Origin of the sequence: Streptomyces sp. L-9-10, from assembly GCF_004151105.1 — a bacterium.
Classification (GTDB): domain Bacteria; phylum Actinomycetota; class Actinomycetes; order Streptomycetales; family Streptomycetaceae; genus Streptomyces.
In genome coordinates, this window is sequence record NZ_PHRF01000172.1 from 75,510 (window position 1) to 100,230 (window position 24,721).

General features: G+C 66.4%; 28 protein-coding genes and 1 pseudogene. 16 read left to right on the forward strand and 13 right to left on the reverse strand.

What is annotated here, in order from left to right; genetic code table 11:
• The first annotated feature begins 589 nt into the window (after window positions 1-589).
• Together CU044_RS37425 and CU044_RS37430 are read left to right on the forward strand one after the other, a co-directional pair.
• Window positions 590-1,327, forward strand: coding sequence for a site-specific integrase (locus CU044_RS37425; RefSeq protein ID WP_129773483.1), 738 nt, complete (start codon window positions 590-592; stop codon window positions 1,325-1,327).
• Window positions 1,324-1,926: a DUF6262 family protein gene (locus CU044_RS37430; protein WP_129773485.1), complete on the forward strand. Its 603-nt coding sequence runs from the start codon at window positions 1,324-1,326 to the stop codon at window positions 1,924-1,926. The genes CU044_RS37425 and CU044_RS37430 overlap by 4 nt, the downstream gene beginning before the upstream one ends.
• A gap of 47 nt (window positions 1,927-1,973) precedes the next feature.
• Here CU044_RS37430 and CU044_RS37435 read toward each other — a convergent pair whose 3' ends face one another.
• Window positions 1,974-3,092, reverse strand: coding sequence for an NAD(P)/FAD-dependent oxidoreductase (locus tag CU044_RS37435; protein WP_129773487.1), 1,119 nt, complete (start codon window positions 3,090-3,092; stop codon window positions 1,974-1,976).
• Window positions 3,093-3,145: 53 nt separating this feature from the next.
• Here CU044_RS37435 and CU044_RS37440 point away from each other — a divergent pair, with 53 nt between their 5' ends.
• Entirely contained in the window at window positions 3,146-3,838 is a 693-nt protein-coding gene (locus tag CU044_RS37440; protein ID WP_129773489.1) for a TetR/AcrR family transcriptional regulator C-terminal domain-containing protein, read from the forward strand.
• Window positions 3,839-4,022: 184 nt separating this feature from the next.
• Here CU044_RS37440 and CU044_RS37445 read toward each other — a convergent pair whose 3' ends face one another.
• Window positions 4,023-4,421, reverse strand: coding sequence for a hypothetical protein (locus tag CU044_RS37445; RefSeq protein WP_129773491.1), 399 nt, complete (start codon window positions 4,419-4,421; stop codon window positions 4,023-4,025).
• A gap of 147 nt (window positions 4,422-4,568) precedes the next feature.
• Here CU044_RS37445 and CU044_RS38965 point away from each other — a divergent pair, with 147 nt between their 5' ends.
• The 3 genes and pseudogenes from CU044_RS38965 (at window position 4,569) to CU044_RS39945 (ending at window position 7,330) form a co-directional block, all read left to right on the forward strand.
• Window positions 4,569-5,645, forward strand: a complete 1,077-nt coding sequence (locus tag CU044_RS38965) for a hypothetical protein (protein ID WP_165372060.1) — start codon at window positions 4,569-4,571, stop codon at window positions 5,643-5,645.
• 394 nt (window positions 5,646-6,039) lie between these two features.
• Window positions 6,040-6,744: pseudogene (locus CU044_RS39940) on the forward strand (MFS transporter); the annotation flags it as partial.
• A 73-nt stretch (window positions 6,745-6,817) separates the two neighbouring features.
• Window positions 6,818-7,330 carry a hypothetical protein gene (locus tag CU044_RS39945; protein WP_240046089.1) on the forward strand — a complete coding sequence of 171 codons (513 nt, stop codon included), beginning with the start codon at window positions 6,818-6,820 and terminating at the stop codon, window positions 7,328-7,330.
• Window positions 7,331-7,352: 22 nt separating this feature from the next.
• On the opposite strand, the gene CU044_RS37455 is transcribed toward CU044_RS39945, so the two are convergent.
• Window positions 7,353-8,167, reverse strand: a protein-coding gene (locus CU044_RS37455; RefSeq protein WP_129773493.1) for an IS5 family transposase whose coding sequence is annotated in 2 segments (ribosomal slippage) — window positions 7,353-7,822 and window positions 7,822-8,167 — 816 coding nt in all. Because the reading frame shifts where the segments join, the coding sequence is not laid out codon by codon here.
• Between the two features lie 368 nt (window positions 8,168-8,535).
• Here CU044_RS37455 and CU044_RS37460 point away from each other — a divergent pair.
• Entirely contained in the window at window positions 8,536-9,897 is a 1,362-nt protein-coding gene (locus CU044_RS37460) for a glycosyltransferase family 39 protein (RefSeq protein ID WP_165372061.1), read from the forward strand.
• Window positions 9,898-10,224: 327 nt separating this feature from the next.
• On the opposite strand, the gene CU044_RS37465 is transcribed toward CU044_RS37460, so the two are convergent.
• From CU044_RS37465 to CU044_RS37485, 6 genes are all read right to left on the reverse strand, one after another.
• Window positions 10,225-11,073 (reverse strand): hypothetical protein, encoded by an 849-nt coding sequence (locus CU044_RS37465; RefSeq protein ID WP_129773497.1) that lies wholly within the window; start codon window positions 11,071-11,073, stop codon window positions 10,225-10,227.
• A 71-nt stretch (window positions 11,074-11,144) separates the two neighbouring features.
• Window positions 11,145-11,519: a hypothetical protein gene (locus tag CU044_RS37470; RefSeq protein ID WP_129773499.1), complete on the reverse strand. Its 375-nt coding sequence runs from the start codon at window positions 11,517-11,519 to the stop codon at window positions 11,145-11,147.
• A gap of 560 nt (window positions 11,520-12,079) precedes the next feature.
• Window positions 12,080-12,862, reverse strand: a complete 783-nt coding sequence (locus tag CU044_RS39950; protein WP_240046073.1) for a hypothetical protein — start codon at window positions 12,860-12,862, stop codon at window positions 12,080-12,082.
• On the reverse strand, window positions 12,784-13,575 hold the full coding sequence (locus tag CU044_RS39955) for a hypothetical protein (protein ID WP_240046074.1): 792 nt from the start codon (window positions 13,573-13,575) through the stop codon (window positions 12,784-12,786). Before CU044_RS39955 ends, CU044_RS39950 begins: the two co-directional genes overlap by 79 nt.
• Before the next feature lie 201 nt (window positions 13,576-13,776).
• Window positions 13,777-14,520, reverse strand: coding sequence for a TnsA-like heteromeric transposase endonuclease subunit (locus CU044_RS37480; protein WP_129773501.1), 744 nt, complete (start codon window positions 14,518-14,520; stop codon window positions 13,777-13,779).
• 323 nt (window positions 14,521-14,843) lie between these two features.
• Window positions 14,844-15,776, reverse strand: a complete 933-nt coding sequence (locus CU044_RS37485) for an NADP-dependent oxidoreductase (protein ID WP_129773503.1) — start codon at window positions 15,774-15,776, stop codon at window positions 14,844-14,846.
• Window positions 15,777-15,864: 88 nt separating this feature from the next.
• Between CU044_RS37485 and CU044_RS37490 the strand changes: the two genes are divergently transcribed.
• Window positions 15,865-16,245: a helix-turn-helix domain-containing protein gene (locus CU044_RS37490; protein ID WP_129773505.1), complete on the forward strand. Its 381-nt coding sequence runs from the start codon at window positions 15,865-15,867 to the stop codon at window positions 16,243-16,245.
• Window positions 16,246-16,453: 208 nt separating this feature from the next.
• Here the strand turns inward: CU044_RS37490 and CU044_RS37495 are convergent, their stop codons facing one another.
• Window positions 16,454-16,876, reverse strand: coding sequence for a DUF4259 domain-containing protein (locus CU044_RS37495; protein ID WP_129773507.1), 423 nt, complete (start codon window positions 16,874-16,876; stop codon window positions 16,454-16,456).
• A 2-nt stretch (window positions 16,877-16,878) separates the two neighbouring features.
• Between CU044_RS37495 and CU044_RS37500 the strand changes: the two genes are divergently transcribed.
• The gene (locus CU044_RS37500; protein ID WP_129773509.1) at window positions 16,879-17,112 is read left to right on the forward strand and encodes a hypothetical protein; all 234 of its coding nucleotides are present in this window, start codon (window positions 16,879-16,881) and stop codon (window positions 17,110-17,112) included.
• 63 nt (window positions 17,113-17,175) lie between these two features.
• Here CU044_RS37500 and CU044_RS37505 read toward each other — a convergent pair whose 3' ends face one another.
• Window positions 17,176-17,718 carry an SMI1/KNR4 family protein gene (locus tag CU044_RS37505; protein WP_240046075.1) on the reverse strand — a complete coding sequence of 181 codons (543 nt, stop codon included), beginning with the start codon at window positions 17,716-17,718 and terminating at the stop codon, window positions 17,176-17,178.
• A gap of 292 nt (window positions 17,719-18,010) precedes the next feature.
• Between CU044_RS37505 and CU044_RS37510 the strand changes: the two genes are divergently transcribed.
• Window positions 18,011-18,262, forward strand: coding sequence for a hypothetical protein (locus CU044_RS37510; protein ID WP_129773511.1), 252 nt, complete (start codon window positions 18,011-18,013; stop codon window positions 18,260-18,262).
• A 702-nt stretch (window positions 18,263-18,964) separates the two neighbouring features.
• Here the strand turns inward: CU044_RS37510 and CU044_RS37520 are convergent.
• Together CU044_RS37520 and CU044_RS37525 are read right to left on the reverse strand one after the other, a co-directional pair.
• Complete coding sequence (locus tag CU044_RS37520) at window positions 18,965-19,375, reverse strand: ATP-grasp domain-containing protein (RefSeq protein ID WP_129773513.1); 411 nt, start codon at window positions 19,373-19,375, stop codon at window positions 18,965-18,967.
• 801 nt (window positions 19,376-20,176) lie between these two features.
• Complete coding sequence (locus CU044_RS37525; protein ID WP_129773515.1) at window positions 20,177-20,563, reverse strand: WXG100 family type VII secretion target; 387 nt, start codon at window positions 20,561-20,563, stop codon at window positions 20,177-20,179.
• A 233-nt stretch (window positions 20,564-20,796) separates the two neighbouring features.
• Here CU044_RS37525 and CU044_RS37530 point away from each other — a divergent pair, with 233 nt between their 5' ends.
• The 6 genes from CU044_RS37530 (at window position 20,797) to CU044_RS37550 (ending at window position 24,485) form a co-directional block, all read left to right on the forward strand.
• On the forward strand, window positions 20,797-21,102 hold the full coding sequence (locus CU044_RS37530) for a WXG100 family type VII secretion target (RefSeq protein WP_129773517.1): 306 nt from the start codon (window positions 20,797-20,799) through the stop codon (window positions 21,100-21,102).
• Window positions 21,102-21,926 carry a hypothetical protein gene (locus CU044_RS39960; RefSeq protein ID WP_240046076.1) on the forward strand — a complete coding sequence of 275 codons (825 nt, stop codon included), beginning with the start codon at window positions 21,102-21,104 and terminating at the stop codon, window positions 21,924-21,926. Before CU044_RS37530 ends, CU044_RS39960 begins: the two co-directional genes overlap by 1 nt.
• A gap of 482 nt (window positions 21,927-22,408) precedes the next feature.
• Window positions 22,409-22,870: an RNase A-like domain-containing protein gene (locus CU044_RS39965; protein WP_240046086.1), complete on the forward strand. Its 462-nt coding sequence runs from the start codon at window positions 22,409-22,411 to the stop codon at window positions 22,868-22,870.
• A 26-nt stretch (window positions 22,871-22,896) separates the two neighbouring features.
• A complete protein-coding gene (locus CU044_RS37540; RefSeq protein WP_129773521.1) occupies window positions 22,897-23,457 on the forward strand; it encodes a hypothetical protein in 561 nt (186 codons plus the stop codon).
• Window positions 23,458-23,515: 58 nt separating this feature from the next.
• The gene (locus tag CU044_RS37545) at window positions 23,516-23,815 is read left to right on the forward strand and encodes an RNase A-like domain-containing protein (protein ID WP_129773523.1); all 300 of its coding nucleotides are present in this window, start codon (window positions 23,516-23,518) and stop codon (window positions 23,813-23,815) included.
• A gap of 13 nt (window positions 23,816-23,828) precedes the next feature.
• Entirely contained in the window at window positions 23,829-24,485 is a 657-nt protein-coding gene (locus CU044_RS37550; protein ID WP_129773525.1) for a contact-dependent growth inhibition system immunity protein, read from the forward strand.
• Window positions 24,486-24,721 lie beyond the last annotated feature (236 nt).

Below are 24,721 nucleotides of genomic sequence, written 5' to 3' on the forward strand. Positions count from 1 at the left end.
ACCGGTCCACGGTGGTCAACCAGCCCTGTTAGGGGCGTGGGAAGACTTCACGGAGAGCCTCGGCCGGAGGGCGGCTGAGCACGCGACGGCCTCGTTGAGGTAAGGGCCGCCGTGCACATGGGGGTGAGCTCATGCCCCGCGCTCTGGACGTCAGCCACAGCGCGGGGCGAGAATCACGACCTGAGCGAGTCCGGAAGGGCCATAAACTCGGCCAGATGATCCCAGTCGATCTCGGCCCTCGCCATACGGAGGCAGTGCGGGTAACGCATCGCCAGCCAACTCGGAGTCACACCGACCAACTCAGCAACCGCGAAGGATGAGACACCCACCCTGAGCCACATCACGAGGCAGGGCTCACGGAGGATGGAGACGGGCTCCCCCAGGCGCCACGAGTACAGCTCGTCGCGTGGCGGGACGGCCTCTTGGGCCTGCTGCCACACCCGCTGGTATACGGGAGCCGAGAGCGGGCGACCTCGCGTGCCAGGGAACAGCAGATCGCCCTCCCGTAGACCGGCCCGGCCTCGCTGATCCGCTCACGCAGGAACTCGACGAACTGCGGCTGGAGGGGAATTACCCTCGCCGTCCCCTTGTGGCGGGCCGTCAACTTACCCAGGCCGCGCTCCGGGAGAACAACGACTGGGGCGACACGCTCGACATCGCCCACTGCGTCCCCCACCAAAGCCGGCACACGCTGGCGACGAACCTCCTGCGCAACGGCGCCGACCTCATCCACGTCAAGCTCTACCTCGGGCAGGTCTCCGAGCGGATGGCCGAGCACTACGTCCACCTCGCCAACACCGATCCCCGCCTCGAGCAGGCCCTGCAGACCATCTGGGTCGCCGGTCCCGGATCGGACGAGCCCGGACTAATCCTGTCCGGCAGCGAGCCCCTGTCCAAGGAAGAGGCCGAGGCCCTCGCCATCGACCTGACGCGCCGGTCCACCCCGGCCGACGGAGGCTTCTGCACCTTCCAGCACGTCGTCGACGGCGCGGCCTGCCCCTTCGATCTCAACTGCCACAGCTGCGAGAACTTCGTGATGTCGGGCGCAGACCTCGTCTACTGGCACCGCAAGCGCGAGCAATGGCGCATGCTCGCCGAACGCGCGCCCGACAGTGCGACCGCCGACTACCTCCACGAGGTCTTCGAGCCCACCGCCCGCGCGATCACCGGCCTGGAGCGTGCGCTGGAAGCCGTCGGTCTCCTGGACGAGGCCCTCGCGCTCGACCTCCGTCGCCCCCAGGATTACTTCGGCCGCGTCTGGTCCACCGCTTTCCGAACCGCGGACCTCACCGAGCCACCGGAGACCGAAGACGGTGATGCTGCATGACATCCACTGCTGACGCCCCAGCGGCCGCGATCGCCGCTCGCCGCCGCCAGACCCGCAACAAACTGACCCAGCTCGAGAAGGCCATCGCGCAGCTTCGCCGCGAACGCAGACGGCTCAACGTCCGAGCCATCGCCGAGCGAGCGGGAGTGTCGGCCACCTTCTGCTACGAGAACACGGACGCACGAGCCCTGGTCCAAGCAGCCGTCGCCGACGCCCGACACCGGCGTGATCAAGGAGCCCAGCAGGAACACGAACGCATCGAAGCCTCCTGGCGCGAGCGCGCACTCAACGCCGAGGAGACCCTCACCTGCACTCAGGAGACCGTCTTCACCCAGCGCAAGCGGATCGGCGAACTGATGGGCCAGCTCCGAGACGTCGAACAGACGGCTCCCTCAGACTCCGCCCCGGCCCTCCGCACCGAGAACGCCTCCCTCAAGCGCCGCCTGGACCAGATGACCCAAGAGCGTCGCTCACTCCAGGAGCGACTCGAAGGCGCCCGTTCCAACCTGCGGTTCGCCGAGAGACGCATCGCCGGCCTCGAAGCCCAACTTCTCGAACACGCCCGCGAGGAGGATCGGACCGGCGCGGTGCCGTACTGACCCGTGAAGCCGTGGCGAGCCGGTGCCGGTGCTCTTGCGCTTGGCAGTCAGGATGGCTGGACTTGGTCGAAGAGGGCGAGCGCTTCTGTGGGGTCCGGGCTCACGAGGCGTTCCAGACCGACTGTCGTGATTTTCGCCCACCTGCCGGCCCGTGCCCACATCTGTTCCTCGAAGGCGCGGACGGCCTCGTCCAGATCTTCAGGGCCGGTAGTGATGGACTCGGCGAGTTCGGCGCCTTCCAGCATCGCGAGGTTCGCGCCCGCCCCCAACGGGGGCATCAGGTGGGCGGCGTCGCCCAGTAGCGTCACCCCGGGGACGTGGGTCCAGGTGTGGGACACGGGCAGGACGTAGAGGGGGCGATGGACGAACGCGTTGCCGTGGCGGAGGAGGTCGAGGACGGGAGCGGCCCAGCCGTCAAACAGAGCCAGCAGGCTCGATCGCACTGCCTCGACGTCGGCCAGGTCCAGGTTCGTGTGCCAGTCCAGCGGCGCGCGGAACTGGGCGTACACCTTGACGTGGCCGCCGCCGTTGCGCTGGGCGACGAGCGCGCGGTTCACGCCGTACACAGCCACGGAACCGTCACCGATCAACCGTGCGAGGTCGGGGTGGCGGGTGTCGACGTCGTCGAGGGAGGTCTCGACATAGGTGACGCCGGTGTAGCGCGGCGTCACCGGCGAGACTGCCAGGCGGGTCCGGGACCAGGCGCCGTCCGCTCCGACCACGAGGTCGAACGTCTCCTGTCGCCCGTCCGCGAAGTGGACCAGTGCGCCGTCCCGGGTTCCCGGCACCACCTGCGTCACGCCCTGCCCCCACTGGACGTCGAGAGGGCCGAGCAGCAGGTCACGGAGTTGCCCGCGGTCGATCTCGGGATTCGCCCGGTCATCCGGGCGGGGTCGCCAGTCGCGCAGGACGGTCCCGGCCGTGTCCAGGATGCGCATGGCCTGCCCCTCGGGACGGGACAGCGCCTGGAACTCCGCCAGCAGCCCCGCCTTGTCCAGTGCGAGCTGGCCCATCCCCTCGTGCAGGTCAAGCGTGCCGCCCGGGGGGCGTGCGTCGGGGGCGGGATCGCATTCGAAGACGGTGACGGGGTGGTCATGGCGGTGCAGGACACGGGCGAAGGTAAGGCCGGCAGGGCCGCTCCCGACCACTGCGATGCGATGTCTCATTTCGATACACCGTATTAGTTCATTACAATACATCGCAACGGTACGATGTCACTATGACTGTGTGGGACCGGCCGGAGCCGCCGACTCAACCCGTGCCGCTCGACCGGGAGCGGATCGTCGCCGCCGCCATCGCGCTGGCCGACGAGGGCGGGCTGGAGGCGGTGTCGTTGCGCAAGGTCGCCGCCCGCCTGGACGCCGGCCCGATGCGGCTGTACAGATACATCTCCACCAAGGAGGAGCTGTTCGACCTCATGGTGGACGAGGTCCACGCCGAGATTCTCCCCGAGGAGCAGCCCGGTGACTGGCAGGAGGCGTTGCGCGCCCTCGCCCATCGCACCAGGCAGGCCGCTCTCCGTCACGAATGGCTGGCCGACCTTCTCGGCGGCCGCCCGGCCCTGGGGCCGAACGGCCTCGCCGTGACCGAGGCCACGCTGGCCACCCTCGACGGCCTCGCCGATGTCGACACCGTCATGCGCGTCATGGAGACTGTCAGCGCCTACTTCATCGGCGCGATCAGGCGCGAGACCGCGAACCTGCGGGCCGAGCGCGCCACGGGCCTGTCCAAGCACGACTGGCAGCGCACCCGCGGCCCGCATGTGACGAGAATGTTGGCCACGGGCCGCTTCCCGGCGCTGGCCAAGGTCGTGTACGACGGCACGGACGTGGACGCCGAGACATCCTTCGCAACCGGCCTGGACTGGGTCCTCGACGCCGTGGCCACCAAACTCACCCGGCCGTCGGCGTGACGCTCGGCCCCTGCCGAATGTGAGCGAGGTTGGGGTCGCACGGATCAACCGTTGGTGAGCGACCCGGCGACGTGCAAAGCCGCTGCCTTGATGTGCGGCTCAAAACCGTCACGGACATCTACGCGACGCATCGCCCCAGTTCAGAGTCCACCCGCACACATCGAGAGTCGGTAAAGGCGACCTCTCACCCGAAGACTGCGAGAACCACCTCGCCCGCCGCCTGGTCCAGGACGGCCGGCCCCTCATCGGCGCCGGCATCAGGGCCGCGATCACTGCCCGCTCCCACGGCCTGCCGCTCCACCTCGACCTCGCGGTCAGCCGCTTCCTGGAGATCCGCCGCACTGGCCGCACCCCCACCCCCGCCGACTTCGACTGCACCTTCCCCGCCCTCCTCGCCCGCACCCTCTCCGACCTCACCCCCGACGAACGCCACCTGCTGCGCAGCCTCTCCCTGCTGGACGCCTTCGACCTCGACCTGGCCACCCGCACCGCCGGCCTCACCCACCAGGCCCCGGCCCGGCGCCTGGCCGACCGGCCGCTGGTCACCGACAACCCGTACGCACTGTGGCCCTACCACCTGCACCGGGCGATCCGCAGCTCGGTACGCGACGACGACCACAGCGACGACCACTGGACGAGCGCCGACTGGCACCAGGCCGCCACTCGCGCCCTGGCCGCCCTCGGCGACCAGTGGACGAGCGCCACCGCCCCCGCCGGCCGGACGCTCCTCGTGGCCTGCCTGCGTCAGGGCCTGCGCCTGGCCCGCGACCACCGCCTGGCCGGCCTGGGCTGGCTCATCGACGCCGCCTTCGTCTACACCGACGACTCCGTCTGGGAACCCCTCGCCCCCTCCACCGCCGAGGACCCGGACACCCCGGCCGACGCCCTGGCCGAACTCCTCACCGCGATCGCCCGGCGCCAGCGCGAGCACCGCCATCGCACCGCCGACCGTCTCACCGCCGTTCTGGACACTGGCCTGCTGCCCGACGAGCTGACCGAGATGGCCCTGTACTACCGGGCCAAGGCCCACAAGGACCTCAGCCAGAACGACGCCGCCCGCGCCGGGATGCAGCAGGTCACGGACATCGGCGGCCGCCTGGCCTCCAAGGCCCGCCGCGGCCTGGCCAACCTGGCGAGGCTGGCCGGTGACTTCCCCGCCGCCCTGGCCGCCGTCCCCACCCTCGGCTGGAAAGGCCGCCACCACCGCGTCCTCGGCGACATCCACTGGTCCCAGGCCGACACCGACCAGGCCGTCGCCGCGTTCGAGGCTGGCCGCGCCGAAGCCGAGCAGCACGGCGCCGCCGGTGAGCGCGCCATGACGCAGGCCCGTCTCGCCCTCGCCGTCTCCTTCGCCGACCCCGTACGGGCCGACGACGAACTCGCCCTCGCCGACCAGCTCCTGAACGGCTTCGACCAGCGCTCCAACCGGCTCCTCGCCCAGGCCGTCGCCCTGATCAAGGACGCCGGAACCGACGCCGGAACCGGCGACGTCACCGGCCGCGCCCAGAGCCTGCACACAGACATCGAGGCCGCGGGCCTCCCCTTCCTCCACCGCTTCGTGGCAGTCGCCCTCGCCTTCCACCACGCCGTCCGCGGCGAGGACCAGGACCTGGCAGCCACCATCGGCCGCCTGCGCGAACTCACCGTCACCGGCGACTTCGCCTACTTCACCGACATCGCCCACTTCATGGCCGGCCTGCCCCTGCCAGAACCCGCAGCCACCCGCTGGACCAAGAACGACGACGTCCGCTCGGCATGGCGCGGCCTGGTCCGGGCCCGGCAGGAACACCTCCGTACCGGAAGCTGACCCCCTCACGCGCGATGGCCCCGACCAGACGTGGTCGGGGCCATCTCTATCGGGGCCATCTCCATACGCGGGCAAGGGCCGGGCACCGCACCAGAAACAGCCGACGTTGGGGTGCTGTGCCGAGGTTCCCGCACTCGCTGCCGGTGTCCAGCCGGGCCTCGTCGTCGCACCGGCGGTAGGTGGGGATAGCAGCACGTCAAGGACCGCATTCTGCAGGACGTCCTTAGAACTCCTAACGAAATAGACCTGATGGTTGACCGGAGCGAGTAAAGCTCCAGCGGACTACAGCAGTTCCCCCGAGGCGGCACCACGACGAGCGGGCCCGATGTCAGTGCCGTGTGGCACCGTCGGCGCCGTGATCACCGTCATCAGTCGAATCAATCGGGGGTGCCCAATGGCGGCCAGTGATGAGGCGGCCGAGGAGACTGTGGAGGCCAGTGGCGTCCCGGTCCCCGAGGCGTGCGACGAGAGACAGGGCCAGGATCGGCTGCCTCGGGCATACAAGCTGTGGCTCGTTGGCATCCTGGTGTCGCTCGTGGGCAATGCGGTCTTCTACTTCGCCCTCGGCTGGGCGGCCAGCGAGTACGGCGGGAGCATCGCGGGGCTGGCCCTGAGCGCGATCACGCTGCCCCGCGTCCTGCTCCTCCTCGTCGGAGGAGCGGTCAGCGACCGCGTCAGCGCACGCCGCGTGTTGATCACCGGTGACGCGGCGATGCTGATCTTCTCGCTCACTCTCGCAGCTATCGCCTACTCCCTGGGGGCCCCGCCCTTGTTGCTCATCGCAACAGGTATTGCGGTCGGTGTCGTCGACGCGTTCTATCTGCCGGCCTCGGGCTCCATGCCCCGCCGGCTGGTAGCCCAGGCCCAGTTGCCTCGCGCGCTCTCCCTCAGACAGGTCGGCGGCCAGGTGATCAACATGGGAGGCGGTCCGCTGGCCGGCGTGCTGGTCGGCCTGGCCGGGTTCGCGGGTGCCGCTTTCGTCAACGCAGTCACCTTCGCCTTCACCCTGGTTGTCCTGACCGTCGTCCGCCCCCAGCACGACGTGCCTCCGACTCCGAAGACGGACGGTCTTCTCAAGGAAGCCTTGAGCGGGGTGAAAGTGGCCTTCTCCCCCCCTGTGCTGCGTCCGGGACTCTGGCTCACCGGGGCAGCGGCCGGGTTTCCTGCTGCCCGTGCTGTCCCTGCTGATCCCCCTGCTCGCGCGCGAGGAGGAGTGGGGCGCGGGAACTGCCGGGCTGGTGCTCGGAGCTCAGGGCGTGGGCATGGTGGCGGTCACCCTGGTGGTGGTGAAGCGCGGGCCACTGGGGCGGCCTGGTCTGATGGCGGCGAGCGCGCTGGTCCTGGCGGGTGGGGGCGTCCTCGCGCTCGGTCTCTGCCCCAGCGCGACCATCGCCGTCGCCGCCGGCCTGGTCATCGGCGTCGGTAACGGGACCTTCTCCGCGCACATCGCGCCGCTGGTTCTCGCGTCATCACCCGACTCCCACTTGTCGCGGATCCAGGCAGTGCTGGTGCTCGTGCAGAGCGTGGCCCTGTTGCTGATGAACAACGTGCTTGGTGCGCTTGTCGACCTTCAGGGCGCCACCGTCATCGTCGTCGCCTGTGCCGTCATGCTCATCGGCGTGGGGCTCACAGGTCTGGCCTCGGACCCGCTCCGAAACGACCGAACGGGACTGAGACGCCGCTGACTTCAACCGCCGGTGGAAAGTGCTACCGCAGCGACTTCAGGCGCCGCCAACAGATCAGAACGCAGCCGAGGATGAGGAACGCCTCGTGGATGTCATCGCGTATCTCCCAACGGATCCGAAGTCGGCGGAACCAGTGCAGGTGGGCGAACGCGCGCTCGACCACCCACCGTTGAGCCCCCAGGCCGGAAGCATGTGCGGCGCCGCGGCGGGCGATCAGCGGCTTCACGCCGAGATCCCAGACCAGTCGGCGGTACTTGTCGTGGTCGTAACCGCGGTCGCCGAGCACGATGTCCGGACGGCGCCGGGGTCGGCCGCGCTTGCCGCGCACGGGAGGCACGGCCTGGAGCAGTGGGATGAGCTGGGTGACGTCGTTGCGATTGCCGCCGGTCAGGGTGGCGGCGAGGGGGATGCCGGTGGCATCGGTGATCAGATGGTGCTTGCTGCCCGTCCTACCCCGGTCGACAGGGCTTCGTCCCGTCTTGCATCCCCCTTTAACGCCCTGATGTGGGAGCCGTCGACGGCCGCCCGGGAGAAGTCCAGGGCGTTCGCGCCGCGGAGTTCAGCGAGCAGAGCCTCGCGCAGTTGGGGCCATACGCCGGCCTCGGTCCACTCGGCCAGGCGGCGCCAGCACGTCATGCCCGAGCCGAAGCCGAGTTCCTGCGGCAGGTGTTCCCAGGCGATCCCGGTGTGCAGCACAAACAAGATGCCCTGGAACACCAGTCGGTCCGGATGCCGCTTGCGTCCCGGGTGTCGAGTCCGGCGCTCGACCTTGGGCAACAGCAACTCGACCAACGCCCACAACTCGTCATCAACTTCCCACGGCTTCGGCCGAGCCACTCCACACCCCCAGATCAACAGTCCCAGAGTGATCCAACCAACTCGAAGATCATTTCGTTAGGAGTTCTTAGGGTAAGAAGTTCCGCCGCGCCAGCGGATGTCGAAAAGCTGCGATGTCGGCTGCTGGGAGCTCTGGAAGGCTGGAAGGATCTGCTTTAAGTCATATTGCATCCCATGTGAGATGGAATCAGGTTATTGTTCGGGCAGTTGAGTCGCCTTTGCGCTCTGAACCCGTTAGGGCAGGCGCCTCTCCTCACTGCTAAGTGGAGTGCATCATTCTAATGATAGGGTTACCCTCGCGGCCAGGTGTCACCAAGAGCTGGCAGCCCCCACGTCACACATTGGTCTGGGCGCCATTCCTTCTTGCGTTGACGCTGGGGTTATGGGGGATTCGCCGCGAAGGAACTGTCTGGCAAGACGAGGCGATCACTTACGAAGTTGCGCGCCGTAGCTTCTCCGAGATTTGGCAGACCCTGGCCAACATTGATGCGGTTCACGGTTTCTACTACCTCATCATGCACATCGTTTACATGTTTGGCGACGGGTTGCTGACTCTGCGACTGCCGTCGGTTATGGCTACTGCGCTCGCCGCCTGCGGGGTCGCTTTACTGGGGAGCAAGCTTGGAGGACCACGCGTTGGTATAATTTCCGGTCTTGTATTTCCTGTCCTTCCCATGGTTCAGCGTTACTCACAAGAGGGGCGTTCTTACGCCATGGTGTGCGCCTCGGTGGTGTGGGCGACGTATTTACTTGTGGTGGCGGTTGAACGGCGTGCAAGAAAAATCTGGTGTGGGTACGCCGTGGCTTCGCTGGTGGCCTGTCTGCTCCATGAGTTCGCCATTCTTGCAGTAGCGGCGCATGGTGTAACGCTATTTTTGGCACACGCCAGTCGCTGGGTGCTCGCCGCATGGGTAAAGGCTGCAATGTTTGTTTCTGCGGGGATCATTCCCCTCCTTGCGCTGAGCGTTCTTCAATCCGACCAGGTTTCCTGGATCTCTCCTACTCTGTGGGGGGATCTGACTGCTCCCCTGGTTCTAACCGTGGTTGCTTTCTGCTGCGCCAGGATTCCCGTCGAGCGCTGCGCTCCTATTGCTCCCTGGCAGCTTGCGCTCCCCATAATGATTCTTCCCGCAGCGACGCTGCGGGCTATTTCCTTCTTCAAGCCCTTATATGTCGACCGATATGTTCTTTTCTCGCAGCTCGGTGTGGCTTTGCTGCTCGGTGTCGTGCTCAACTGGGTATGGAGCGTCAGGGAATGGCGATGGGGGGCGGGTGTAATCACCGCTACCGCGTGCGCCGTCACCATCATGTCTACCGGAGTCGACTTGAGGAATCCGGGGAGCCGCAGTGATAACGCGACGGAAGTAGTGGAAGTCGCTGCTGAACTCGGCAGGAACGGTGATGGAATAGTTTTCATCCCTGCCAGCAGGAGAGCGTGGACACTCGGTCCTGGATCGCCCGAGATGAATTTTTCGGATGTCACGCTCAACGGAAATCTGCAGACGTCGGATACGTTGTACGGCAAGGAAGTCGCTCCAGGAGAGATTCACAGTCGAATGCTCTCGGAGGAGAGAATTATTGTTCTGCGGGAACCTCATAGGGAAGAAGTCGAAGAGACTAGGCAGGAGAAGGCGAAGCGGGCGACGCTGAATAGGTACTTCGTCGAGTGCGACAGCCGAACGGTAGGAAGGGCGAAAGTCGTACTCTATGCACGCTCGGGGAACTGCTGATAGCACTGGGCGGGCCCCACGTGTGTTCAGTTCGGCATCTGCCGTCAATGAAAGGCGGCGATGTTTCGAAACCGGGGCGCGGTAAATTACTCAGTGAGTTCTGCATTGACTGCGGCGTTGTCTCGTGTATCGCTGCAGTGCGCCCTTGTGGCAGTAGGAGGCACGGCTATGGTCTTCGGAGGAGCCGGCAGCGCGCAGTCCGCGGGGTGCTGAGGGTCCCCGAGTGTCCCCTCGCCGGGGCCAGGTCCACGCGGCCTGGCCTTCCCGGAGCGACACGACGCGATGCGTCCTGTCGAGCAGGCCGTTTATGTATGACGCCGCGCCTACTCACTGCTCCCGCAGAACGCGTCGGGCATTCTCCAGGTAGCGGTCATTCGCAGCCTTCAACTTTGTGAAGTACTCCTGATTGGATCGGATCGTTTCCTGTTCCAAGGACCTCTCAGTGTCAAACCAGCGGGAGACCAGGCCCGTCTTCTTCTTGCACGCGACGTCGGCTTTAGCGGTGACGATCTCTTTGGCCGAGGCTTCTCTTGTGTCTTTCGCCCACCAAGCGGAGTCTTCCCCAGCAGCGATGGGTGTCGGATATGAGAAATTTTTGTCCCGCATACAGGCGCTCCACGCAGCCATAGCGCGCCGGACTGCTGGTTCGCGTTGCGCTTCGTCGTAGGTCTTCGACTTGAAGTCGTTGAAGGGTGCGAATGGTGCTTTGGCGTTACGTGTGAGCTGACCGTCTGCGGCTTTCCTGCATTTCTGGGCGGCCTGCGCCTCATCCTTCGTCAGGGCCGCTTGGCGCGTCTTAATCTTCGCGAGAACTTCTCTCACTTCCGGCGGAGCCTGTAGGTCTGAGGGAACGTGATATCCGAATCTGGCGGCGACACTGGGCTCGATAAGCCCATAATGCAGACGATTGCGCCAGTCCGTAAACCCCTTGGGTGTCCTCACAATTTTCCAGTCGTGTCCCTGTTGACGCATACAGGAGCGCATCAGAACGTCACCGGCCTCGTATGTCACATGTGTCTCACTGTCCGACAGCACATAGGAGTCGAACGGGAATACGAGCCTCAAAGCCTCCGTAGTCGGTGCCGGGATTTCGACGCTATTGATTCCTGTGGGAGTTTCGGAGCAACCGACGACAAGAAATAATATGGAGGCGAGTGGTAAGAACCGGCGAGACATCGGATTGTCCTTCGTAAATGGAAGCTCCGGCCGGGGCCGAGTCAGCGATCAGCCCCGGCCGGCATTAATCCCTAGAATCCGTTGAGGGAAGTAGCCTTGTTGGAGAAGCTGTTGTTTCCGAAATCGGAGTCGTTGCTGTTTGCCTGCAGGTAGTAGGACTGCCCACCGTAGCTGACGCCGTCATACATGAACACGCGGAAGCCACACGTGTTCTTTCCGGAGTTCGCGTCGTTGTTTGAGGCGCGACCGTTCGACCAGTTGTTGTTTCCGAAGTCGTGGTCGTTTCCGGAGAACGTGCGCGAACCGTCGTTGTAGCCGTTGGTCTGCCAGAGCGTGAAACACGCCGCCTGCACACGGCTTTCGGACGCGGTGGCCACCGGCGCCGTCGCTACAAGGCTGGCACCGAACACAGCCGTCAGCCCGATCGAGAGAGCGATCTTACGCATGGAATACCCCTCCGTTGAGTTGTCACAGGCAACCCGGACACCTGGATTCCGGAATTGAATCCTCCAGTTTCTTGCGTATCTTCCGGGTCGCTCTCGGTAAAGAAGATCTAATGTCACGTTCAGGGAAACGTCAACGAAATATCTGACCAACAGCCTCGCTTGACCGATAACCACCACAAGCCTCATCGACCACACGGACACCGCTCGATGGGCTCGTGCGCTTGGTGAATATGACCCTTGAGCTCGCCCGGCAACCCGGCTGGGCACGACAGTTGATGGCTGAAACTAGCCCGCCGACAGATGTTGAATAGGTGGCAGGTACTAGGCGGAATCAAAGATTCCCGTGTTTCGGCAACACGTGACAGAAATAGGCTCGATTAAGCCATACTCCTGTATCAGTGTTCGGCCAGCCGTCTCCGGCCAGCGGGGCGACCAGCAGGGGCTGAGCCTCAGAGGGCATAGGGACTACCGTGCGGCCCGGTCTGGCCCGGACGTGGCGAGTGGCAGTGCCCGCCGTTCTTTCTCCTGCTCGATTCCCTGGCCTACGACGCTGACCTCCGTCAAGGGGACTTCGCTCCCCGACGAGGGGCTGGACCACCGTGCGCAGCGACAGCGAGCTGCTGGACATCACGGTCAGCGGCGCCGACCACCTCGCCATAAAAGACGCCCTGGACACCATCGCTGACGTCCTCAGCGCAGTCGTAGGTGCGGTGGTCGATCCGGACTCCGTAGTCGTTGACAGTCCGCCAAAGAGCCGGCAGGAGTTCGACGTAGTCGTCCCCGCTGAACGGAACCGGCAGATATCCGGCGGTGGCGACCAGAGCGGCGTACATCTCGTTGGGTGAAAGAACCTGGCTGGAGTCGTGCGGGTTGCGCAGCCCCTCGTGCGGTCGCGACTGCCACCCGGCCAGAATCCACTCGTCCAACAGGTCCTGGAGTTCCGGGAGCGTCCAGACCGCACTGCTTGCCACGTCCGCGCCGCGGTGGGCTGTATCGCGGCCGGTGTGACCGGGAAGGTGCTGAGTGAACAGAGTGTTGATTAATTCGAACGTGCGCTCAACGATGCCTTTGTCGGTTGGGGTCCGGGGGTGCGCGGGCTGCACGGAGACACCCAGTGACTGGCAGGCCGTCAAAAACGCCCTGGACAGATAGACCTTGCCTCGGTCGCAGACGATGGTGTCCGGCATGATCACCGGCTTGGCGGCGGCGTGCTCCAACCGGGCGTCCAGGCTCAGCAGGCGTTCATGCGGGATCCGGGAACGGCTCAGCTCCAGGCTCTGCGACCAGCCCGGACGCATCGGCTCCGGCACCAGCATCCGGGCCAGCAACAGGGCTGCGTCCACGGCCTTGGTCCCGCCGGGCCGTAATACTGCGGCGCATAGGTCCGCGTCGCGACATCGACCGCGATCGTCAGTTCGGGCCGGCCCAGTACCCCGTCGTCCAGCACGGCCATCACGTCCAGCGGTGTGGTGTCGATCTGCACCCGTTCGCCGGGCCGCAGGGCCCAGGTGGCAGTGAATGGTCCGTCCGGGCGGTTGGCCAGTGACCTGCGGGTGGTTGCAGCACCGAAGGTGTGCCGGCCCTCGGCGAGTACGGCCACCAGACGGTAGAACGTTGCCGCGGACGGCATCACCACCGTTCCTGTCCCGTACTCGGCGGCCAGCGTCTCCTCGATCCGCAGCCGCATCCGCTTGCGGGTTCCCGTCGACAACTCCGTCTCCTGCTCGATCGCGGCCGCGATCGCAGCCACCAGCCGAGGATCGGCCTGGCCGAACGGCGTCGACTGCCGACTGCGACGCTGGTCGACCAGCCCCCAGAGTCCCTGGCGCTGATAGCGCCCGCGCATCCGAGCGACCGTGGACGGACCGACACCGGTCTCGGCGGCCTTGGCCTGGACCCGCTCCGCGAGAGTGTGATGGAGCGGGTCGTACTCCGGCCTCGGCCGTGCCCCCTTGGGCGCATCCGGCGGCACACCGGTTTCGACCTCGACCACATGGCGTTCCCACTCCCGTGCCTTGCGGGCCGCCTCCTCGGGCAGCCCCTCCAACAGCGCCACCGGCGGCACTCGCGGAGCCGGGTCCCCATCCAACAACTCGAAGTCAGCGTCAGCGAGCAGATGTGACAGCAGCACCGCGCAGACCGCCCCCCGAGGTCGACGCCAGACGCACCGTCGTCCCGGACAGGCCAGCCACGGTGTGGACGGCGCCGTCGAACCGCACCCGGTCACCCAACCGCAGGACCGTGGACTTCGCCCGGCTTACCACGTTGCCCCCTCCGACCACTGAACCAGCCGCCGTTCCGACAGCGGAACCGCCAGGTCGCACCGCAGTACGCCGGTCCACAGCAGGTGGTAGAGCACAGGCAGCACACCCAGGGGATCAGCGATCTCGCCAGCCCCGTCCAGCAACTCACGCGGTTGCGCGAAGACTTCCGACAAGCGAGCCCTCACCTCCTCGGAGCCCTGATAGCGGGGGTGCCTGTAGCCGGCCAGCCACCGCAGATTCAACGACTGCACCCGGTCGACCTCACCGACCAGCCGGAATCTCCACCCCACCGCGGCGCACGCCCGTGCGGTCGCATCGAACGCCTCCTGGTCCCGCGGACCGATCCGTCCCGGCGGGCGGCAGTCGATCACCACCCCGGACTCGTCGTCCAAGCGGGCGAACCAGTCCGGAGCGTGTCGCCGCATCCGCCGCCCGTCGTCCCAGTGCAGCCAGAACGGCTGTGACGCGAAGGCGACCACGCGCGGATCGAAATCCAGGAGCATCGCGGTGTCCCGCTCCAGCCAGGACTCGAATCCCACATGCCGTGCTGATGACGCCGACCAGTACAAGCCCGAGAAATGACGCTGTCCCCGAGCCGAAGGGAACCCCCGGACCGACGGAACCGCCTCGAACCGGACCGTCGAGCACGCCGACTTCAAAGGAGTACGTCGCTCCGCCGCCGAACCGTCCTGGAACCCGACGTCGAATGCGGTATCAAGCGTCTCGTCACACTCCATCAGCAACCGCCTCCGTCACCCGGTGACCGGGCTCTGCTCGAAACCCGAGCAGCAACCTCGTCAAGAAGACGCAGATTGATTCTCAACTCCGTTGAGAATCAACAGATCGAGTGAGAGTGGACACAGATCAAGTGGGTGGTGACCGGGGAAGCCCCGATGTCCTGTCTCAATAAAGCTAGTCATCCGCATGACGGTGACCTGCGTGGACTGAGTTGGATGAGACAGATCGACCCGGTTCGCCGAGACGAAGGGCCGGAGCCGACCCGTGGTTACTGAGAGGACATCTCGGTGGGGCCTCACTCACGCGAGGCCCCACGACGGGATCAGACGGTGAGGACGAGCTTGCCCTGGAGGTGACCGCCGTCGAGCAGCCGATGCGCGTCGGCGACGCGCTCGAACGGGAACGTCTCCTGCACGTGGATCCGGAGCCTGTCCTGTTCGACGAGTTCGACGAGACCTCGCAGGGCGACCGGATCGGGGTCGACCGCGATGCCGCTGAAGCGCATGCCGGCCGCCTCGTACTTGGCGGCGATCTCCGAGTCCCCCTCGGCGACCGCCGTCACCAGGTGACCGCCTGGGCGGAGTACTTCGAGCGACCGCTCGACGGTGTCGCCGCCGATCGTGTCGAGCACGACGTCGATGTCGCGGACCGCCTCGGTGAAGTCGACCGCCGTGTAGTCGATCACCTCGTCCGCGCCGAGCTCCTCGACGAGCTTCCGCTTGCTCCCGCTGGCGGTCGTGATCACGTGCGCACCGAGTGCTTTCGCGATCTGGATCGCGACGTGGCCGACCCCGCCACCACCGCCGTGGACCAGGACGCGGTCGCCCTCGCTCACGCCGCCGAGGTCGACGAGGCCCTGCCACGCCGTCAGCCCGACGACCGGCAGGGCCGCCGCCTCGACGTGCGAGAGCGACGCCGGCTTGCGTGCCAGGTGCAACGCCGGCGCAGACACGACCTCGGCGTACGCGCTCGCCGCCCGCGGGAACAGTGGCATCCCGAACACCTCGTCGCCGGGCCTGAACCGATACGTCAGCGCCCCCTCCTCGACCACGCCGCTGATGTCCCAGCCGAGGACGAACGGCGGCCGGCCCATCAGCGGGGGGAACTCGCCGGAGCGCAGGAGCGCCTCCAGCGGGTTCAGCCCGATCGCCTTGACGCGGACGAGAACCTCGGTGGGAAGGGGCTGGGGCTCGGGCGCGTCCACGATGGTGAGCACCTCGGGACCGCCGAACGTCTGCTGGGTGATGACTCGCATGATTCTCCTGGCTCTGGAGGGGGAGAGAACCCAGGCTATGAATCTGATAGGAACCAGCAGGTGCCTTCGGCGCAGGTACCTTTGGCGCATGAGCGGTTTCAGTCCAGGCGATCCCTTTCTCGCCGACTGTCCAGCGCGGCTGGCGGTCGAGGTGATCGCCGACAAGTGGACGGTGGTCGTGCTCTACGGCCTCAGCAAGGGCCCGGTGCGCCATGGCGAGCTGATCGAGCTGATCGGCGGCATCTCCCGCAAGATACTCACCCAGACGCTCCGACGGCTCGAGGCGCACGGACTCATCCGCCGCCACGCCTACGCCGAGGCGCCGCCCCGCGTCGAGTACGAGCTCACCTCGCTCGGGGCCACGCTGATCGAGCCGATCCACATGCTGACCGAGTGGGCCAGGGCGAACGGCGACGCAGTGCTCGATGCGCTCGACGCCGACCCTGTGTCGGTCGCCCATAGCGACTGAGACCCCCGCCAGGGACAGCCGCTTCAGATTCACCCCAGCGGGTACGGCCATCCAGCACCCCAGCGCACTCAGCCGCGCGACCAGGTTCGCTGAGACAGAAGGACGAACGACGCGGTTCGTTGAGAGAATGACGCTATTGAGTGAGACGGGACACCGAGGGGTGGTTCTGTTCGCGAGTTCCGGTTCTGGCACGGCTTCCGTGAAGCGGTCACGATCGGTGATCAGCGGGTGCTTCGAGTGCTTGGAGGATCTGCCGCACTTCCTGGCGCCACTGATGGGCCTCGGCGCTATCCACCCAGCCGGTTGCCATTTCTGATCCGCCCTGGAGAACCCGGTCCAGTGCGAGTCTCGCTGACGCGCGAAGGAAGGCTGGCAGTGTGGGCAGCGATTCCCTGGGGCCGTCGTCCGGGTCAATCACGATGGGGCTGTCCGGGAGGGTGCTGGCGACGAGAGCGCCAGCGGCAACGGCTTCGGCCCCGTCTCCGCCATCGACGCGTTCTCCCGAGTCGGTGACACGCTGGAATGCCCGCCCCAGCACATCAATGACCTGCGGGTGGGTAAGTTCCGCAAGTCCATCGACGAAGTCTGCGGCGAGGTCGCTGTCGAACGGGCCGGTTCCCCACGTTCCCATGCATGGCTCCTGATACGGCTGTCTCGGACGAAGACATGGATCCAGGTGCCACTGACATCGGTCACGGAGCGAGGTGCGGCCGGGCCGCCATCCCCGCCACGCAGAACTCCGGGGCGTTCAAGAATTACCCCGCCCCAGCGTGGCGCCTGCTGGACAATGACGGCTTCTTTCTGTCCAACCCCGGTTTCGAGCACTGCACCAGCGCGGTTACCACCTACGCCTGGCGCAAGGTCTGACCGGGAACACTGAACCACAACCAGCGGGGGCCGGTCGTTGCGACCGGCCCCCGCCGCGTAGTCTCAGGCAAGCGGAACCCACTCCTCCTTGACTGCAGGGTCGGAGGGCTCGCCCCACAGCAGAGCGCCACGGGCCACCCCCGGCATGGGGCCAACCGCAAGGCCCGGGGCCTCAAGCGCGTCAGCCATCTCCTCAAGGTAGTCGGTCAGCGAATCAAACCGGGGGGTCACCACCGCGGTCTCCTCCCACCCCCACACCGTGCCGCTCTCCCCGTCCACGCACAGTCCGTAGGAGGTGTCCGTCACGGTGTAAGAACAGAACGGAATCCATGGCGTCTTCCACGTCATGTAACCCTGGGCCTCGTTCTGCCGCTGGAAGAGCATGCGCTCCCGGTACACGGCCGCCACCGAATCGAGCCCCACCAGCGCCCAGTTGCCCAGCATGAACACCGCACTGGCCATGCTGTCCGTGCCGGCGCGCATCCGCCAGAGCGCCTTCACCCCATCGGACACATGAACACCCATGGTGTCCTCCAGCGCGGCAATCTCATTCTCGGATGCTCCCGCCTTCAGCGAAGCTGAAGGAAGCCGGGGCGTGCTCCGCAAGCCATGATTCGATCCTCCCCCACGCCTGAACCACCTGCCGTGCCTCTATCTGTCCCTGGTCCGCTCGCCGGCCACTCACAGCCCGCCCCTTCCACGCCCTAACGATTGGCGCCCATCCTCGCACTTCGTGCTACGCGGCTTCAGACGTCCGTAGTTGTACGCCCCAGCGCGCAACGTTAACCCCCAGCTCTCCCCAAGGTTCCGGAGCCCTATCACCGGACCCCAGGGAGAAGCCCGTCGTGGCAGGCGAGACCGCCAACAACAATGAGATCGTCGTCCCCTCGCTCACTTGATGCACGCCGGCATCACGATCGCGCGGGCCGACCCCCTCGACGGCACCCAGGACACCCCGGTGGTCCCGGCGCAGCGCAAGGCCCACCTGTTCCTCCCGGGACGGCGGCACCTCCGGCCCCGCCGTCGACGAGCGCGCCGCCGCGTCGATCTCCTCGTCGAACTGGCGGTCGTCTCGCAGGCGATCGTCCGGTACGTGGTCTCGGCCGGGATCCTGACCATCACCGTCGTCCGGCTCGTCTCCCAACCGTAGGAGCGACCTCGTCTGGCGAGCTGGCACGAGCCGCTCCGGTCTCCGTGGGTCTTGCCCGATCTCTGCACCGTGCTTCACTATCTGTAATCAGGCGGATACGGGCACTCGGGGGGTGGGCGATGTCGTCGGGAACGGGCGGGGCCTACTGGGCGGACAAGGCTTTGCCCAGTGTTTTCAAGCACGAGCTGCTCAAACGCTATCTGCCGCAGTTCGGCGGGATGACGGGAACGCAGTCGCATGACAAGCGCGTGGTGTACCTGGACGGGTACGCGGGCGAGGGCCGCTACGAGAACGGCGAGCCGCGTCCGCGGAGATCGCGTTGCGGGTCGCCTCCCATCATCGCGCCCGGCACGGGCTCACCCTGGAGTGCTTCTTCGCCGAGTCGCAGCCGAAGTCGTTCGACCGGTTACACGATGTCGTCATCGGAAAGGTGTCGGCCTGGACACAGGCAGGAAAGCAGCAGGTCAGAGATGCTTGTGGGCCCCGGATGAGAGCCGCCGGGCGCCTAGAGCGTCAAATGAGCGTCACAGCGGTGGTGGGTCAGCCTCGGGAGATCCGCTGGGCACGACTACCCCTCCAGACAGCAGAAACAAAGAACGCACCGACGGCTACTGAGGCTTTAAAGGTGCGGTCGGCGGGTTGCGGCCAGTCTTGTGGCGGTGAGACAGCCGTCAATGAGACGGGGCCGGAGTTGGATCCTGCCTAACTCACTGCGGAACTTGCGGTCGAGGTTGTCGGGACCCGGGCCAGGATCCAGCGTTCGTCTTCGAAGCCGGCGTCGCCGGGCCGTTGGCAGGACCCGCCCGCGACCACGATCCCGGCTTCGGTCCTGTCACGGGCGCGCGGTACCGCGGCCACCACGCGCCCGGCGGGGTCGGTGAGCGCGTCCACGGAATACTCGGTGCCCAGCAGCAACTCCAGCACCAGGTACGAGCCGTCCCACGGGAGCCGGGCGAGGTTGGCTCGGTTCTCGACGACAGTGACACCGCAGGACTCGATGCCGGTGCGGGCCTTGGCAACGACCGGGAAGCCGCCAGAGAAGGCGTCACCGACGCCGGTTCTGTCCGACCGGCTGACGATTCGGTGACCAGCACACGTACTGCCCCCTCGCATGCCTCGACGAGGCGCCACTTGTTCAGGCAGGATTCCCAGCGCGGGCATGCGCGCTGCTTCGCTGGGCCTGCGCGGGACATCTCGCCCCGTCCTGGCGCGCGACGGTCACGCCACCCAGCTACCGACCCGCGGCGGCGGGCCCGGCCTCTCCGGGTGTCCTGCCCCGGTGCGACCTGCACCGCCATCGCGACGTCGCATGGAGATCCGTGTCCTCGTCCTGATGTACTCGGACCACCTGACCGAACGCTGTCCGGCCGACTCGGACCATGACACGCGCCGCCTTCTCGTCGCTGAGCAACACTGTTTCCGGGAAGCCGCTCCAGGCTCCGGCCACGCAGGGCTCCAAGACTACGTCCACCAGCTCGGGGCGCGCCTGGACGACCCGCACCGCACGGACGACGCGAAGCTCCTCGCCCTGCACCGGATCGGCACGTCGGTCCGGGTCAACGCGCGGGAAACAGGGTCTCGCCAAGGACCTCAGCGGCGACCTCGAAGTCACGGCCGAGGACGCGGCCGTGCGCGAGCCGACGGGTGAGGCGCGCGCCACGTGGGGTGGAGCTGAACCGCTGGACTAGCATATCTGCGAGGGGTTGCGCTTGGCCGTCGCGGGAACGGACGGTGCGGTAATGCGCTCACGATGGCGGCATTCAGCGCCCGCCACCAGATGCGACGCGTGTACGCCGCCCCGGCGTACACGCCCACGAGTGGCCGATATACGGCACCGGCGGTCACACCCGGTCGATCACATCCGGAGCACCGTGGAGGACCTACGACCGGGCCGAGGGGACACCCCCCTGTGCTTCAGAAGTCTTGCAGGCGACTGCGCGGCTGCTGGTTCGACGGCGTGGACAGGGCGTCTGCGGCTGCTTCTATGTCGATGTCGACCTGAACTCTGCGGAACTGTTCAAGAGTTTCGAGCTCTTGGTCCGTGAAGCCTCCTTCGCTCAGACGAATGGCCTCCGCCAGGAATTGAATGGTCTGCCCGATGCGAACGGCATCCTCCGCGGCGCCGCGGTGGAGCGATCGATATGACGTGGCAGTGGGGCCCTGCCAGCCGGTCTCGATGCCGTCGACGATCTCGTCCATGCGCTTGAACTGCTTGCCGAGATACTCGTGCATGTCATCCAGATCGTCCGCCAGTTTTTTCAACTGCGACGATGTATAAGCGAGTTTGGGCTCATCACCCATGTCGGTCCCCCGCGATCGAACCTGCGTTGCAGGCCGACCAACCCTAGCAACGCGGACACAACTTCACAGGAATGGGGTGTCACGCACACGCACACCTCTATCACTCCTGCCGCTGAGGGGCCAGGCTTCGAATTGGGCAGACATGTGGCCGACATACGACCCGGCGCGGGCACCGGACTCCGCTCAGGTGATGGGTAGCATCATTGGTGACTGCTTCCAGGGGGATCATCACCGTGCCGAACGAAGACCGCATCACCGTTAATTTCGCTACTTTGCAGCAGCTTTCGGGTGACCTGGAAGGCATCCTCCGCGTCCTCAACGAGAAGCTGGACACGTTGTACGAGCGGACCGCCAAAGCCGTGCTGAGCTGGGACGGTGAGGCACGCGAAGCCTTCATCGACGAGCTGGACAAGTGGAGCCACTCCGCCGACGACCTCAAGGCAGCCCAGGCTTGGCTCCACGAGGTCGTGGTGAAGGGGCACCTGAACTACGCTGCGGCCAACAGGTCCGTACTCGAAGGCTGGGGAGGCGGTGCCTGATGGCCAGTCCTTCTTCACCCGCCCAGCCGCCGGGTGGTAGCGGCACCATCGATGTCAAGCCTAGCGACCTCTGGTCGGTCTCCGGTCAGGTCGCCGCGCAGCAGGACTTCCTGGTACGCGGCGCCAAGACGCTTCTTGAGGAGCTGGGCAAGTACCCCGACGCGGGCGGTGCCGGCACCGAGGCCGAGAAGCTCGCCCGGGCGTACAAGAAGATCGGCAATCGCTGGCTGGAGGTCTGGGGCCGGTCCGTGCTCAGCGTCGGCGGTGTCGCAGTCGGGTTCACCGAGACGGCCAACGCCTACACCAGGGCAGACGTGGCGGCCCACCCCAAGCCGGGGAAGACGGCCGAGCAGCGCCCGCGGCCGGCGGTCATCGACAAGGCCCCGAACTTCGATTCGGTCCCCGACATCAAGTGGGGGGACGACGACGGCGGCGACGACATCCTGCGCGGCCTGATGGAGGGCATACCCGAAATCGTCCGGGACGTCCTCCAGCCACTGTGCAGGAACGTGTTCCGGATCGGAAGGGTGGCGGACGTCCACCCCTTCCCGCAACAGCACTACCTCAACTCGCTCTGCCACAGCTGGATGAACGTATCCATCACCGCGTCGTTGGGGGCGGACCAGCTCACCCAGGCGGTGGGTGCCATCACCAACCCCAGCAGGCGGACTGGGAAGCCGCGATGCGGACCTTCTGCAGCGCCCTGTGGGGAGGGACGGCCTGGGGACAGCAGCGGCACGGCTACCAGTGGGGGCAGACCGCCAATTCAGGTCCGGGCACACCCCGGGTACCCACGGGCAGCGAGCCAATTCTGGCCGTACTGAAGGACACTGCGGACAAAATCGCCACCATCCTCCGTGAGTACGCGGAAGCCGCCGTCGACCTCAACCGCGATGTCGCGGACGAACTCCAACGCGCCATGTTGAAGGCCGCCAAGGAGATCATCGAAGACCTCGCCAAACCCAAGAACCCCAAGAACCTCCTCGGCACCGTCACCTCCGTGATCGGCAAGGGCGCGGGCCTGATCCTGTCGTTCGACGTCAAGACGGTACTGAACATCGACACGAGCAAGCTGAACGGGATCGTCGACAAGTACACCGGCATCCTGGGGGGCCTCACCACGCGCATGGAGGCGCTGAGGGAGCCGCTGGACGAGGCATTCCGGAGCGCACCCAAGTTCGAGGCCGGCGTCGCCCGTTCGCACGGCTTCGGTACCCGGGCCCTGGAGGAATTCAAGGACTCGAAGGTCTGGCTGAAGGTCGATTCGAACGGCAACTACGACCTGAACCTCGCCGCCAACGAATACATGGCGAACGGCCATACCTTGGACAAGCACGTCGGCAAGACGGACGAGCAGTTGGCGCAGCGCCTGCGTGACCAGCAGTCAGGCGGCCCGACAGCGTCCTGGCCACACGGCAAGCCGATGCCCAGCGGCTCCTCCGCCTTCCCGAACTACCAGCGCGCCGAGGAATTGACCGAGCGCAACCTCAACACGAACAAGGCCGCCATCGAGGCATGGGTCAAGGGGCCTCCGCCGGCCTCCGACGGCGACGTCAAGTCCTTCTACGACACGGTGCCGAGCGGCGAGACCAGTGGCCGCAGCGTCAGCAAGCAGCCGGTGGACCCCAACGACCCGCTGTCCGGGTACAAGCAGGGCGGTCTGAATGCCCAGGCGTACGACGTGAGCGGCGTCGACACGCGTATCCGCTACGACAGCAGCCGCAACCCTCCGTTCACTGTCATGACGTCGATGCCCTCCAAGTCCTAGCGAAAGCCGAGAAAGGCCAGCACCACATGTCCGTCGACCAGACGTCCTGGGAAGCCGCGGTACGCCACTTGTACGAGGACGCGTACCCGTACGACGCCACGGGCCAGCGTCGCCACGAGAACTGGGTCCTCGACGTCCTTGCTCTGATGGCACGGGCCCCGGACCCCCGCGGCTGGACCGGTCTCGATGACGCGGCTCAGAACCCGGAGCGCGAGGCATCCCTCACGTATCCCTTCGTCGCCCACCCGCCGGAGTACATCGCGAGGCGTCTCCAGGAGATCGATCGGGACAGTGCCGAAAACCTGCTCCTCGCCCTTACGGACGACCGCTGCACCCTGTCCAGCCTGAGTCGCTTCACCGAAAGCGAGGAGGAGCTGCGGGCGATGGCGCGCACGATCCTCGCGCGTTACGGGGATACCGCCAGTTTTCACACCAACGTCAACAAGCCCGGTCACGTGAGCGGCACGCTCGACTTCACCTCGTCGAACTGGGCGTACAGCCCGCTGAGCGTGTACTCGGAGGACTACGGCCTGATCGTCGTCTCGGACACCGAGGTGGGCATGTTCTGGAACTTCGCCGACTACTGAACCGCCTGCCGCCCGTAGGAGCCCGGCTTCTGAAGAGGTGATCTGAGAGGATGCCCCTGTGTTGACCCGTTCCGCCTCCTATTCCGACCGGGAGACCGCCCAGTGGGCCACCCAGCAGGTGGTGACCGCCAACGAACAGGCCGTCCACCGCTGGCTCGCCCAGAACACCCGGGCTCGCCTCACCCTCGAGGCAGCCTGGCCGTCCCGTGAGGAGCCCGTAGGCCGGGTCCAGCTGGAGGGCGACCTGCTGGCCGGGCGCGGCCCCGTCGACGTGCGCGCGGCGCGCGTGGTGCTGCGCCGCGAGGCGACGAGTCCCCTCGGTTTCGTCGTACACACGACCGTCCCGTTCTACCTGTAGGGGTCACACGCACATGTCCATGAAGCCCCTCGAACACGACCGGCGGTATGGCGAGTTGGACCACGTGATGCGCGCGTATCTGGGTCAGTGGGCCGACGACACCCCAGAGCGGCGCAGTCGCGCCCTGGACGCGTATCTCCGTCATACCTGGCATACCCGCCCCTCGGCCATCGCGGAGGCGGAGCATCAGCTGCGCGAGTACAGCCGTAATCCTCCGGGCCGCATCCGGCAAGAGCTGGGTGAGTTCTACTCGATCCCGGACACAGGTAAGCCCCAGTCGGACATCGGCGACTGGCTGATGGTGCTGGCCGACCACCTGAAGAGAAGCATCGAGGAGGGCGACGTCCCGGAGCCATTGTCCCCGCAGACGCACTGGGAGTGGCACGCGCGTTTCCCGGAGACCGCTCAACTGCTGGGCGGCTGGTTCTCCCAGGACATCGTCGACGAGTTCCCCGGCCACGACGCCGCGGTCGCCGACTACGCCGACACCACAAACCCGCAGTTGGTCGCCCGCCTCGTGGGTGAACTGCACGAGTTGCTCTCCCTCCCCCTCGACGAGGGGGACTACGCCCTGGCCGCCGCCGAACTCGGCATGGAGGTGGGCCCGCCGGAACCGTTCTCCCACGGCGCCTGGTTCCAGTCGCTGGCGGCGACGCTGTCCGGCGTCTGATCCGGCTGGACGGTCGGGGGACAGGCGCTCCACAGCGGCAGGATGGCACGAACGTGGACTGCGTCGCAGGGCCGAGCCCTACCCTCGGGACCCGAAGCTGAGCGTCGGTCCGAAACCCCTCCCTGGTCCCCGAACGAGTGAGAGAGGGCTCCACGACGCTCGACCCCCGAGATTCAAGACCCGAGCCTCGGAATGGCGACCGCACAGCTACGACGGAATCGCCGTGAACTCAACGA

Excerpts from the sequence above, each read along its gene's own strand:
- CU044_RS37430 (WP_129773485.1), top strand. The coding sequence starts at position 1,324 with ATGACATCCACTGCTGACGCCCCAGCGGCCGCGATCGCCGCTCGCCGC.
- CU044_RS37435 (WP_129773487.1), bottom strand. The coding sequence starts at position 3,092 with ATGAGACATCGCATCGCAGTGGTCGGGAGCGGCCCTGCCGGCCTTACC.
- CU044_RS37440 (WP_129773489.1), top strand. The coding sequence starts at position 3,146 with ATGACTGTGTGGGACCGGCCGGAGCCGCCGACTCAACCCGTGCCGCTC.
- CU044_RS37465 (WP_129773497.1), bottom strand. The coding sequence starts at position 11,073 with ATGTCTCGCCGGTTCTTACCACTCGCCTCCATATTATTTCTTGTCGTC.
- CU044_RS37470 (WP_129773499.1), bottom strand. The coding sequence starts at position 11,519 with ATGCGTAAGATCGCTCTCTCGATCGGGCTGACGGCTGTGTTCGGTGCC.
- CU044_RS37480 (WP_129773501.1), bottom strand. The coding sequence starts at position 14,520 with ATGGAGTGTGACGAGACGCTTGATACCGCATTCGACGTCGGGTTCCAG.
- CU044_RS37485 (WP_129773503.1), bottom strand. The coding sequence starts at position 15,776 with ATGCGAGTCATCACCCAGCAGACGTTCGGCGGTCCCGAGGTGCTCACC.
- CU044_RS37490 (WP_129773505.1), top strand. The coding sequence starts at position 15,865 with ATGAGCGGTTTCAGTCCAGGCGATCCCTTTCTCGCCGACTGTCCAGCG.
- CU044_RS37495 (WP_129773507.1), bottom strand. The coding sequence starts at position 16,876 with ATGGGAACGTGGGGAACCGGCCCGTTCGACAGCGACCTCGCCGCAGAC.
- CU044_RS37500 (WP_129773509.1), top strand. The coding sequence starts at position 16,879 with ATGGCTCCTGATACGGCTGTCTCGGACGAAGACATGGATCCAGGTGCC.
- CU044_RS37510 (WP_129773511.1), top strand. The coding sequence starts at position 18,011 with ATGCACGCCGGCATCACGATCGCGCGGGCCGACCCCCTCGACGGCACC.
- CU044_RS37520 (WP_129773513.1), bottom strand. The coding sequence starts at position 19,375 with ATGCGAGGGGGCAGTACGTGTGCTGGTCACCGAATCGTCAGCCGGTCG.
- CU044_RS37525 (WP_129773515.1), bottom strand. The coding sequence starts at position 20,563 with ATGGGTGATGAGCCCAAACTCGCTTATACATCGTCGCAGTTGAAAAAA.
- CU044_RS39960 (WP_240046076.1), top strand. The coding sequence starts at position 21,102 with ATGGCCAGTCCTTCTTCACCCGCCCAGCCGCCGGGTGGTAGCGGCACC.
- CU044_RS39965 (WP_240046086.1), top strand. The coding sequence starts at position 22,409 with ATGGCGAACGGCCATACCTTGGACAAGCACGTCGGCAAGACGGACGAG.
- CU044_RS37540 (WP_129773521.1), top strand. The coding sequence starts at position 22,897 with ATGTCCGTCGACCAGACGTCCTGGGAAGCCGCGGTACGCCACTTGTAC.
- CU044_RS37550 (WP_129773525.1), top strand. The coding sequence starts at position 23,829 with ATGTCCATGAAGCCCCTCGAACACGACCGGCGGTATGGCGAGTTGGAC.